Genomic DNA, 12379 nt, shown 5'->3' with positions numbered 1-12379 from the left:
TGTTCCAGTTGCGGAGAAATAGATTATGAAACTTGAATTCTCAATTTATCGTTATAATCCGGATGTAGACAACGCACCCCGTATGCAGGATTACACGCTGGAAGCTGAAGAAGGGCGTGACATGATGCTGCTGGATGCACTTATCCAGTTGAAGGAACAAGATCCAACGTTGTCATTCCGCCGTTCGTGCCGTGAAGGTGTATGTGGTTCTGACGGTCTGAATATGAATGGTAAAAACGGGCTGGCTTGTATTACTCCTGTTTCAGCATTACGCCGTGGTAACAAGAAGATTGTTATTCGTCCGCTGCCTGGTTTACCCGTTATTCGTGACCTGGTTGTTGATATGGGGCAGTTTTACGCGCAATATGAGAAAATCCGTCCTTATTTGCTTAATGACGGTAAAAATCCACCTGCGCGTGAACATCTGCAATCACCAGAACAGCGCGCAAAATTGGATGGTCTTTATGAATGTATCCTGTGTGCCTGTTGTTCGACGTCATGCCCGTCATTCTGGTGGAACCCGGATAAATTTATTGGGCCAGCAGGTCTTTTAGCCGCATATCGTTTTCTGATTGATAGCCGTGATACTGAAACTTCATCCCGATTGGATGGATTGAATGATGCTTTCAGTGTCTTTCGTTGTCATGGGATCATGAACTGCGTCAGTGTGTGTCCTAAAGGCCTTAACCCGACAAAGGCGATTGGGCATATTAAGTCGATGTTGTTAAGACATAGTGCTTAATTAAAATATTACCTAATTAAATATACCGATAATGTATAGATAGTGCATAAATAACACATAAATTGTGTGTAAATAATGCATATAAGGTTGCCCTCCACAATTTTGAAATAAATATCAAACCAGTGGAGGGCATAAAGAATGAAAGATGATAAATTGCCTGCTGCTAATGACGGCGCATGTTATTGGAATAAGGGACCTTTAAAAACTGCTTCTCAGTTTTTAAAGGTTCCTTGAAGGGTAGGATAACCTAAATAAAGAACATGCATTAAGCACGTCCAAATGAACCTTTTATCAACACCGCTTATTAATAAAGCGGTATTTGTTAACCACGGCGAAAACTAAAGCTTTTAAAGCTTAAGGGATCACAATGCAGAACGGTGCAATGAAGGACTGGCTGGATTCAAGCTTTCTGGCTGGTGCAAACCAGTCTTACATAGAGCAAATCTATGAAGACTATATAACCGATCCTAATTCTGTTGATGCAGGTTGGAGAGAAATTTTCCAACAATTACCGGATGCAGGACTTCACGGGGAACAACTTCACTCACAGACACGTGATTACTTCCGTCGTCTGGCAAAGGATGCCACTCGTTACCACACTTCAGTCAGCGATCCAGCAATGGATGCAAAACAAGTTAAGGTTTTGCAGCTTATCAACGCATTCCGCTTCCGCGGTCATCAACATGCGAATCTTGATCCATTGGGATTATGGAAACAGGAACCTGTACCGGATCTCGATCCTGTTTTCCATAATTTAACAAAAGCAGATTTTGAAGAAACGTTTAATGTAGGCTCATTTGCTAGCGGCAAAGAGACAATGAAATTGGCGGATTTGTATGACGTACTGAAGCGCATTTATTGCGGCTCTATTGGTGCGGAATATATGCATATCACCAATACAGAAGAAAAGCGCTGGATCCAGCAGCGCCTGGAATCTGTCTCTGTCAGTTCACAATTCAGCGCAGATGAAAAACGTCGCTTTCTGGCGGAGTTAACTGCGGCAGAAGGTCTGGAGCGTTATCTGGGGGCTAAATTTCCAGGGGCGAAACGTTTTTCTCTGGAAGGCGGTGATGCACTGGTTCCAATGCTGAAGGACTTGATCCGTCATGCAGGTAAGCAAGATACACGCGAAGTTGTACTTGGCATGGCTCACCGTGGTCGCCTCAATGTTCTTATTAATATCTTAGGTAAAAAACCTGCTGATCTGTTTGATGAATTTGCCGGGAAACATAAAGAACATCTCGGAACAGGTGATGTGAAGTATCATCAGGGTTTTTCCTCTGATTTCGAAACCGAAGGTGGTTTAGTACATTTAGCGTTGGCATTCAACCCATCTCACCTTGAAATTGTCAGTCCTGTAGTTATTGGTTCAGTACGTGCTCGCCGTGACCGTCTTGATGAAGGTCAGAGCAACATGGTGTTGCCAGTAACCATTCATGGTGACGCAGCAGTAACAGGGCAGGGGATTGTTCAGGAAACACTGAACATGTCTCAGGCTCGCGGTTATGAAGTTGGTGGCACTGTTCGCATTGTGGTTAACAACCAGATTGGTTTTACTACTTCCAACCCGAAAGATGCCCGTTCAACACAATATTGTACTGATGTTGTGAAAATGGTTCAGGCACCGATTTTCCACGTTAATGCTGATGACCCGGAAGCTGTTGCTTTTGTTACCCGCCTGGCTCTGGATTTCCGTAATACCTTTAAACGTGACGTGATGATTGATCTGGTTTGTTACCGTCGTCACGGTCATAACGAAGCTGATGAGCCAAGTGCAACTCAGCCACTGATGTATCAGAAAATCAAGAAGCATCCGACTCCACGTAAGATCTATGCGGACAAACTCATCGCAGAAGGTCTGTTGTCGCCTAACGATGTGACTGAAATGGTTAACTTATATCGTGATGTACTGGATCATGGTGAATGTGTTGTAGATGAATGGCGCCCAATGGGATTGCATTCGTTTACATGGGAACCTTACCTGAATCACGAATGGGATGAAGAGTATCCACATAAAATGGATATGAAGCGTCTGCAAGATCTTGGTAAACGCATTAGTACCATTCCTGCCGAAGTGGAAATGCACTCTCGTGTTGCAAAAATCTACGCTGATCGTGCAGACATGGCCAACGGCAACAAACTGTTTGACTGGGGTGGAGCGGAAACACTGGCTTATGCAACCTTGGTTGATGAAGGTATTCCAGTTCGTTTGTCTGGTGAAGACGCTGGCCGTGGCACATTCTTCCACCGCCATGCTGTTGTCCACAATCAGGCTAATGCTTCTGTTTATGTCCCTCTGGCAAATGTTCACAACGGTCAGGGTATATTTAACGTATGGGATTCAGTCCTGTCAGAAGAAGCTGTACTGGCATTTGAATATGGTTATGCAACGACAGAGCCTCGTACATTAACTATCTGGGAAGCCCAGTTTGGTGATTTTGCCAACGTAGCGCAGGTTGTGATTGATCAGTTTATCAGTTCTGGTGAGCAAAAATGGGGTCGTATGTGTGGCCTGGTCATGTTGTTGCCACATGGCTACGAAGGACAAGGCCCTGAGCACTCATCAGCACGTCTGGAACGTTACCTGCAATTGTGTGCAGAACAGAACATGCAGGTTTGTGTGCCATCAACTCCGGCTCAGGTTTACCACATGCTGCGTCGTCAGGCACTGCGTGGTATGCGTCGTCCCCTGATAGTCATGTCACCTAAGTCGTTGCTGCGTCATCCATTGGCAGTATCCAGCCTAGATGAACTGGCTAACGGTAAATTTGAAACAGTGATTGGTGAAGTTGATGCGTTGGATCCAAAAGGTGTGAAACGCGTTGTACTTTGCTCTGGTAAAGTTTATTACGATCTGCTGGAACAACGTCGTAAGAACGAGCAGACCGACGTCGCCATTGTGCGTATTGAACAACTGTATCCATTCCCGCGTCAGGACATGCAGACTTTACTTGAGCAGTATGCACATGCTCATGATTTTGTCTGGTGCCAGGAAGAGCCATTGAACCAAGGGGCTTGGTATTGCAGTCAACATAATTTCCGTGAAGCGATCCCATTTGGGGCTTCTTTACGTTATGCAGGGCGTCCGGCTTCTGCTTCCCCGGCTGTGGGCTATACATCTGTTCACCAGCAGCAACAGCAAGCTCTGGTTAATGACGCACTGAACGTTGAATAAATAAAGGATAGAAAATGAGTAGCGTAGAAATTCTGGTTCCAGACCTTCCTGAATCTGTTGCGGATGCCACTGTTGCGACATGGCATAAAAAACCAGGTGATCCCGTAGAGCGTGATGACATTCTGGTTGAAATCGAAACAGACAAAGTGATTTTAGAAGTACCAGCAAGTGAAGCGGGTGTTCTGGAATCTATTCTGGAAGAAGAAGGAGCCACTGTACTGTCTAAGCAACTGCTTGGCCGCATTAACCTGAGTGACAGTACTGGTATGCCTGCTGTGGTGAAAGAACAAACAGAAGCAACACCAGCACAACGCCAGACAGCTTCTTTGGAAGAAGAAAGCAATGATGCACTGAGCCCGGCAGTTCGTCGTTTAATTGCAGAGCATGATTTAGATCCTACTGCAATTAAAGGCAGTGGTGTAGGTGGCCGTATTGTGCGCGAAGATGTAGAAAAATATATTGCTGCGAATAAAAAAGAGAGTGCTAAATCTGCTCCAGCGGCTCAACCATCTCAGCTACCACACCGCAGTGAAAAACGCGTACCAATGACTCGTTTGCGTAAGCGTATTGCAGAACGTCTGCTCGAAGCGAAAAACAACACTGCAATGCTGACGACTTTTAACGAAGTCAATATGAAGCCAATTCAGGAATTGCGTAAGCAATACGGTGATGAGTTTGAAAAACGTCACGGTGTCCGTCTGGGTTTTATGTCTTTCTATGTGAAAGCCGTTGTTGAAGCATTGAAACGTTATCCAGAAGTTAATGCTTCTATTGATGGCACAGACGTGGTTTACCACAACTATTTTGATATCAGCATTGCGGTATCCACACCTCGTGGTTTGGTGACGCCAGTACTGCGTGATGCAGATGCATTAGGCATGGCTGATATTGAGAAAAACATCAAAGAGCTGGCTATTAAAGGCCGTGACGGCAAATTGACCGTTGAAGAACTCACTGGCGGTAATTTCACTATTACCAATGGTGGTGTTTTTGGCTCCTTGATGTCTACTCCGATAATTAACCCACCACAAAGTGCGATCCTTGGCATGCATGCTATTAAAGATCGCCCAATGGCAGTAAATGGTCAGATTGAGATCCTTCCGATGATGTATCTGGCTCTGTCTTATGACCATCGCCTGATTGACGGACGTGAGTCTGTAGGTTTCCTGGTGACTATCAAAGAAATGCTGGAAGATCCAACACGTTTGTTGCTGGATGTATAGCATCACCATCAGGGTGGAGGGTGTTAAATTCCGCCCAGTCTGAAGTAAAACGATGTTGATGTAAAAAGTGCTGATGTAATAAATTATGCGGCCAGCCTTCGGGCTGGTCATATCCAGAGCAACAAAATAGAAGATAGTTTACCTTTCTTAGATTAAATTATGGATAGAACATCATGAATTTACACGAGTATCAGGCAAAACAACTTTTTGCACGGTATGGCTTACCAGCGCCTGCTGGTTATGCCTGCACTACACCACGCGAAGCAGAAGAAGCAGCATCCAAGATTGGTGCAGGCCCTTGGGTCGTTAAATGTCAGGTTCATGCTGGCGGTCGCGGTAAAGCCGGGGGCGTGAAAGTCGTCAATAGCAAGGAGGATATCCGTGCTTTTGCTGAACAGTGGCTGGGTAAACGACTGGTAACTTACCAGACAGATGTACAGGGGCAACCTGTCCATCAAATCCTGGTAGAAGGGGCTACCGATATTGCCAAGGAGCTGTATCTTGGTGCCGTTGTTGACCGTGGTACACGTCGTGTAGTGTTCATGGCCTCTACCGAAGGTGGCGTCGAAATAGAAAAAGTGGCGGAAGAAACGCCCGAACTGATTCATAAAGCAATCATCGATCCACTGGCTGGCCCTATGTCCTACCAAGGCCGTGAACTAGCGTTCAAGCTGGGTCTGACTGGTAAACAAGTCAACCAATTCACTAAAATTTTCCTGGGATTGGCAAACCTTTTCCTTGAACGTGACCTGGCTCTAGTCGAAATTAATCCGTTGGTTATTACAACTCAAGGTGATCTTGTCTGTCTGGATGGGAAGTTAGGTGCGGACGGTAATGCTATGTTCCGTCAAGCTGAACTACGTGAAATGCACGACCCTTCACAGGAAGATCCACGTGAAGCTCAGGCTGCACAATGGGAACTGAATTATGTTGCGTTGGATGGCAACATTGGTTGTATGGTAAATGGTGCTGGTTTGGCGATGGGAACTATGGACATTGTCAAGCTGCATGGTGGCGCACCAGCTAACTTCCTTGATGTGGGCGGTGGTGCGACAAAAGAGCGTGTTACTGAAGCGTTCAAAATTATCCTGTCGGATGAAAATGTGAAAGCTGTCTTGGTAAATATCTTTGGTGGGATCGTCCGTTGTGACCTGATTGCTGACGGTATTATTGGTGCGGTGGAAGAAGTGGGTGTTCACGTACCTGTAGTCGTTCGTTTGGAAGGGAATAATGCTGAACTGGGTGCGAAGAAACTGGCTGATAGTGGTTTGAATATTATTGCAGCAACCAGTTTAACAGACGCAGCTAAACAGGCAGTCGCAGCAGCGGGGAACAAATAATGTCTATTTTAATTGATAAAAACACCAAAGTGATTTGTCAGGGTTTCACTGGCAGTCAGGGTACTTTTCATTCAGAACAAGCGATCGCTTACGGTACTCAAATGGTTGGCGGTGTGACGCCAGGTAAAGGTGGCACGCAACATCTTGGTCTGCCTGTTTTTAATACCGTCCGCGAAGCAGTTGAAACAACAGGTGCGACAGCTTCTGTTATTTATGTGCCAGCGCCATTCTGTAAAGACTCTATTCTGGAGGCTATTGATGCAGGTATTAAACTGATCATTACCATTACTGAAGGCATCCCAACGCTGGATATGCTGGCAGTTAAGGTAAAACTGGATCAGGATGGCGTTCGCATGATCGGCCCTAACTGTCCGGGTGTTATTACTCCGGATGAATGTAAGATCGGTATTATGCCCGGTCATATTCATAAGGCAGGTAAAGTGGGTATTGTGTCTCGTTCAGGGACTTTGACTTACGAGGCTGTGAAGCAGACAACTGACGCAGGATTAGGTCAATCCACTTGTGTTGGTATCGGCGGTGATCCAATCCCGGGTTCAAATTTTATTGATATTCTGAAACTGTTCCAGGAAGATCCACAGACTGAAGCTATTGTCATGATTGGTGAAATTGGTGGTACAGCAGAAGAAGAAGCGGCTGCGTATATCAAAGAGCATGTTACTAAACCTGTTGTGGCTTACATCGCTGGTGTAACAGCACCTAAAGGTAAGCGAATGGGGCATGCAGGGGCGATTATTGCAGGTGGTAAAGGTACGGCGGATGAAAAATTCGCAGCATTGGAATCCGCGGGAGTGAAGACTGTCCGCAGCCTTGCTGACATCGGCGATGCAGTTAAGGGTTTATTGGCCAGCAAATAGTCACTAAATAAGTTATTTTTATAGAAAAAGGCTGCTTCAAAGCAGCCTTTTTATTTTTATTTATAATATAAACAGTAGGTTAGTCTTTTTATACTGATGGATATTTTAAAATTTAATTGAACTTATTTTAGAAAACTCTATTTAATCGTTTAATTTAATTAGAAATGTTAGAAAAATATATTTTTCTCATAATGAAAATGGAAAGTTAATTTTATAATGCTTTTTACAGCAAAAAATAAATTAATAGGCATTGTGGGAAACAAATTATTAACACTAAATCAACTGTAATGAAATAATAGCTGCAATGATTAACAGAAAACAGAGAAAATTGAATAAAATCAATTTATTACTGTGGAGTGTGTTCGCTAAACTTGATTTAATTTTTCTAAAATAAACAGATATTACCTCGGTACTATTGACCTATATAGAGAATTCTAATCTTAGTCACGCAAAAGCTATTTATTGTGTGTGAATATAGGCGTAATATTATTGAGGCATCTACTAAATTTTAATTTACTTAATAAGTTGTTGTTGTGTTTGAGGCACTTATTGCTGGTAGTTACGAGACTTTCGTAAAACGAAAGTCGGGTTGCCGCAAGTCGGTGTCTTCCTGCTAGGAGCAAGGAGTCAAGATGTTTGATATTGTCGAACTGTCACGATTACAGTTTGCCTTAACTGCTATGTACCATTTCTTATTCGTACCATTAACACTCGGTATGGCGTTTTTGCTTGCGATTATGGAAACGGTATATGTTCTGTCTGGTAAACAAATCTACAAAGATATGACGAAATTCTGGGGTAAGCTATTTGGTATTAACTTTGCCTTGGGTGTCGCAACAGGTTTGACTATGGAGTTCCAGTTCGGAACAAACTGGTCATATTTCTCACATTACGTTGGTGATATTTTTGGTGCACCACTGGCCATTGAAGGTTTAATGGCGTTCTTCCTTGAATCCACATTTGTTGGTTTGTTCTTTTTCGGTTGGGATCGTCTGAGCAAGAAACAGCATTTGGTTGTGACTTGGTTGGTTGCATTAGGTTCTAACTTTTCTGCTTTATGGATCCTAATTGCGAATGGCTGGATGCAAAATCCGATTGCATCTGATTTCAATTTTGAAACCATGCGCATGGAGATGGTGAGCTTTAGTGATCTGGTTCTGAATCCTGTTGCCCAGGTGAAGTTTGTTCATACTGTAGCTGCTGGTTATGTGACAGGCGCAATTTTCGTCTTGGGGATCAGCTCTTATTATTTACTTAAAGGGCGGGATATTCCGTTTGCTAAACGTTCATTTGCCATTGCATCAAGTTTCGGTATTGCAGCAGTTCTGTCTGTCATTGTACTGGGGGATGAATCTGGATACGAAATGGGGGATGTGCAGAAAACCAAACTGGCTGCCATTGAAGCAGAGTGGGAAACTCAAACTCCTCCGGCTGCATTCACGCTGATTAGTATTCCTGATCAGGATAAGATGGAAAACAAATATTCCATTCAAATTCCTTACATATTAGGTCTTATCGCTACACGCTCCACTGATACTCCGGTTGTTGGCCTGCGTGACTTGATGAATCAGCATGAACAACGTATCCGTAACGGTCTTAAAGCATATGAATTGCTGGAAGAGCTGCGTGCAGGTAACACTGATCCGGCAGTACGTAAAGCATTCAATGAAAGCAAAAAAGACCTTGGTTACGGCATGCTCGTAAAACGTTACACCCCAGAGGTGGCAAACGCGACAGAAGAGCAAATTAAAGCCGCTGCGAAAGATTCTATTCCACTTGTGGCACCACTTTATTTTGCATTTCGTATCATGGTTGCCTGTGGCTTCATCATGTTACTGGTTATCGGCCTGGCATTCTTCAGCGTGATCCGTAATCGCATTGGTCAACAGAAGTGGTTGTTGCGTGCGGCGTTGTTCAGTATTCCATTACCGTGGATTGCGGTTGAAGCTGGTTGGTTTGTTGCAGAGTATGGCCGTCAGCCTTGGGCAATTGGTGAAGTATTGCCAACCGCAGTGGCTGCTTCGACACGCAGTATTGGTGATCTGATTTTCTCAATGACACTGATTTGTGGTCTGTATACCTTGTTCCTGATCGCTGAAATGTTTTTGATGTTCAAATTTGCGCGCCTTGGCCCAAGTAGCCTTAAGACCGGACGTTACCATTTTGAACAGAAAACCATTTCTTCAACCAATAATTCTTCAGCGAATAATATTGAGTAAGCAGGAGTCCACTTATGCTTGATTATGAAGTGTTACGATTTATATGGTGGCTGTTGATTGGTGTATTGCTAATCGGGTTTGCAGTGACCGATGGTTTTGACATGGGTGTTGGTATCCTGCTGCGGATTATCGGCAAAGACGACACTGAACGTCGTGTCATGATTAACTCGGTTGCACCTCACTGGGATGGTAACCAGGTATGGTTAATCACCGCGGGTGGTGCATTGTTTGCTGCCTGGCCAGCGATATATGCTGCCGCTTTCTCCGGTTTCTATGTAGCGATGATTTTGGTGTTGGCTGCGTTGTTCTTCCGTCCTGTAGGGTTTGACTATCGTTCAAAACTGGAAGACAGAAAATGGCGTAACATGTGGGACTGGGGGCTGTTTGTTGGCAGTTTTGTACCTCCATTAGTCATTGGAGTTGCATTCGGTAACCTGCTGCAAGGTGTACCACTGATGATAGATGTAGACCAGAGGGTTTCCTATGAAGGGTCATTCTTTGAGCTGTTGAACCCTTATGGGTTGCTGGCAGGTATCATCAGTTTGATGATGATTACGACACAAGGGGCAACCTACCTGCAAATGCGTACTACGGGTGAATTGCATTTGCGTTCCCGTGCTGCGACACACGTTTGTGCATTGATAACCGCTGTGGCTTTCTTACTAGCGGGAGTGTGGCTGGTTTATGGCATTGATGGTTATGTTGTGACTGGTGGTCTGGATGTGAATGGAGTATCTAATCCATTGCATAAACAAGTTGCTCAACAAGCAGGGGCATGGCTTATTAACTTCGATAATCGGCCAGTATTGTGGGCGATACCTGCATTGGGTGTTATTCTTCCTTTGTTGACTATGCTGGCGACCCGATTGGATAAAGGTGCCTGGGCGTTCCTGTTCTCATCATTGACGGTTGCTTGTATTATTCTGACCGCAGGAATATCCATGTTCCCGTTTGTGATGCCATCAAGCCTTAATCCGAATGTCAGTTTGACTATGTGGGATGCGACATCCAGTCAGTGGACGTTGCAAGTTATGTTCATTGTTGCGCTTATCTTCGTTCCTATCATTCTGTCATACACCATTTGGTGTTACTACAAAACCTTTGGGCGTTTGGATAAGAGCTACATTGAAAACAACAAACACTCATTGTACTAAAGGAGCATAGAGCATGTGGTATTTTGCTTGGATTCTGGGAACGCTCTTAGCTTGTAGTTTTGCAGTTATTGCAGCTTTGGCACTTGAGCATAGTGAATCAGAAAAAGTAACTGAGAGTGACGAAAGATAATGTTGGTTGAAAAGTTTTACCAACTGATGAATAAGGGCCTGCTGAGGGCCCTTATCCTCATAATGGCTTTGGTACTTGCTGGATGTGTATTGTGGGATCCAACACGTTTTGCTGCGAACACAAGTTCATTGCCTGTATGGCAAGGCATTTTACTGATCTGGGCGGTGTGTTCTGGGGTCATTTTTGGCATTGGATTTAACCCTAAACATTTTATCTGGCGTCTTTTTTTTCATCCATTACCTGCATTTTTGATTCTGATTTTTGGCTTATATCATTTCCTTAAGTAAACTATTTATGATTTTATAGGACGTTGGCTTATAAATTTTTTTGATTTCTTTAATAACAAGTCATTCCAAAGCGCTATTGTCTTGAGTATAGTGACAGCGTCAATTCGCCTGATTAGGATTATATGTGAGTAATATGTTGTTCCGTTGGCCTATCCGTGTTTATTACGAAGACACAGATGCTAGTGGTATAGTCTATCACGCTCAATATTTGGCTTTTTATGAAAGAGCGCGTACAGAGATGTTGCGTGATAAGGGCTTCCACCAAAAGTATATGTTGGATGAACAAGTCGGTTTTGCTGTCAGCCGCATGACTGTTGACTACCGGAAACCAGCGAGGCTGGATGATCAGTTGGTTGTGGAAAGCGAGATAACGAACATCCGTGGTGCTTCACTGACATTTATTCAACGAATTGTTGATGGTAATGATGTAGTTATCAGTAACGCAGAATGTCTGATCGTCTGCGTAAATTCATCTCAAATGAAGCCTATTGCGCTTCCAAAGTCTATTGTCGCGGAGTTTAAGCAGTGACTGACATGAACATCCTAGATTTATTCCTGAAGGCAGGCTTTTTAGTGCAGCTGATCATGTTAATCCTGATTGGCTTCTCTGTAGTTTCTTGGGCAATTATTATTCAACGAACAAGAATCCTGAATGCTGCTACTCGGGAAGCGGAAGCATTTGAAGATAAATTTTGGTCTGGGGTTGAGTTATCCCGTCTTTATAAAGAAAGCCAGTCACGCCGTGATTCTTTAAGTGGTACTGAACAGATTTTTTATTCTGGTTTTAAAGAATTCGCTCGCTTACATCAGGCGAATAACCATGCACCAGAGGCTGTCATTACGGGAGCTTCCCGCGCTATGAGAATTTCAATGAACCGTGAATTAGAAACATTGGAAAATCATATCCCATTTCTGGGTACTGTCGGTTCTATTAGCCCCTATATCGGTTTGTTCGGCACAGTTTGGGGGATTATGCACGCTTTTATTGCTCTGGGAGCAGTGAAACAGGCAACATTGCAAATGGTTGCCCCTGGTATTGCGGAAGCTTTGATTGCAACAGCAATTGGTTTGTTTGCTGCAATTCCGGCGGTGATGGCTTATAACCGTCTGAACCAGCGTGTCAATAAACTGGAACAAAGTTACGACAATTTTATGGAAGAATTTCTGGCGATTTTGCATCGTCAGGCTTTTGTTTCCAATTCCAATAAGTCGTAATTCATCGTAAGGGGAAAAA

11 protein-coding genes are annotated in these 12379 nt (G+C 43.9%); all 11 read left to right on the top strand.

What is annotated here, in order from left to right; all coding sequences use genetic code 11:
• The first annotated feature begins 25 nt into the window (after positions 1-25).
• Positions 26-742, top strand: a complete 717-nt coding sequence (locus HGO23_RS13425; RefSeq protein ID WP_038263156.1) for a succinate dehydrogenase iron-sulfur subunit — start codon at positions 26-28, stop codon at positions 740-742.
• Between the two features lie 367 nt (positions 743-1109).
• Complete coding sequence (gene sucA / locus HGO23_RS13420) at positions 1110-3917, top strand: 2-oxoglutarate dehydrogenase E1 component (RefSeq protein ID WP_209026971.1); 2808 nt, start codon at positions 1110-1112, stop codon at positions 3915-3917.
• Between the two features lie 14 nt (positions 3918-3931).
• Positions 3932-5140: a 2-oxoglutarate dehydrogenase complex dihydrolipoyllysine-residue succinyltransferase gene (gene odhB, locus HGO23_RS13415; protein WP_209026970.1), complete on the top strand. Its 1209-nt coding sequence runs from the start codon at positions 3932-3934 to the stop codon at positions 5138-5140.
• 173 nt (positions 5141-5313) lie between these two features.
• Positions 5314-6480 (top strand): ADP-forming succinate--CoA ligase subunit beta, encoded by a 1167-nt coding sequence (gene sucC / locus HGO23_RS13410; protein ID WP_099134522.1) that lies wholly within the window; start codon positions 5314-5316, stop codon positions 6478-6480.
• On the top strand, positions 6480-7355 hold the full coding sequence (gene sucD / locus HGO23_RS13405) for a succinate--CoA ligase subunit alpha (protein ID WP_209026969.1): 876 nt from the start codon (positions 6480-6482) through the stop codon (positions 7353-7355). Before sucC ends, sucD begins: the two co-directional genes overlap by 1 nt.
• A gap of 632 nt (positions 7356-7987) precedes the next feature.
• Positions 7988-9574, top strand: a complete 1587-nt coding sequence (gene cydA / locus HGO23_RS13400; protein ID WP_209026968.1) for a cytochrome ubiquinol oxidase subunit I — start codon at positions 7988-7990, stop codon at positions 9572-9574.
• A 14-nt stretch (positions 9575-9588) separates the two neighbouring features.
• The gene (gene cydB, locus HGO23_RS13395; RefSeq protein WP_209026967.1) at positions 9589-10728 is read left to right on the top strand and encodes a cytochrome d ubiquinol oxidase subunit II; all 1140 of its coding nucleotides are present in this window, start codon (positions 9589-9591) and stop codon (positions 10726-10728) included.
• Between the two features lie 13 nt (positions 10729-10741).
• Positions 10742-10858 carry a cytochrome bd-I oxidase subunit CydX gene (cydX, locus tag HGO23_RS13390; RefSeq protein ID WP_099134526.1) on the top strand — a complete coding sequence of 39 codons (117 nt, stop codon included), beginning with the start codon at positions 10742-10744 and terminating at the stop codon, positions 10856-10858.
• A complete protein-coding gene (gene ybgE / locus HGO23_RS13385; RefSeq protein WP_099134527.1) occupies positions 10858-11145 on the top strand; it encodes a cyd operon protein YbgE in 288 nt (95 codons plus the stop codon). The genes cydX and ybgE overlap by 1 nt, the downstream gene beginning before the upstream one ends.
• 124 nt (positions 11146-11269) lie before the next feature.
• A complete protein-coding gene (gene ybgC, locus HGO23_RS13380) occupies positions 11270-11674 on the top strand; it encodes a tol-pal system-associated acyl-CoA thioesterase (protein WP_169923010.1) in 405 nt (134 codons plus the stop codon).
• Positions 11671-12360, top strand: coding sequence for a Tol-Pal system protein TolQ (gene tolQ, locus HGO23_RS13375; protein WP_209026966.1), 690 nt, complete (start codon positions 11671-11673; stop codon positions 12358-12360). The genes ybgC and tolQ overlap by 4 nt, the downstream gene beginning before the upstream one ends.
• Positions 12361-12379: the final 19 nt, after the last annotated feature.

It is taken from the genome of Xenorhabdus budapestensis (assembly GCF_017743015.1).
GTDB classification, from domain to species: Bacteria; Pseudomonadota; Gammaproteobacteria; order Enterobacterales; family Enterobacteriaceae; genus Xenorhabdus; species Xenorhabdus budapestensis.
The sequence above is the reverse complement of the archived record's forward strand: the minus strand, read 5'-3'. Positions and strand labels throughout refer to the sequence as shown.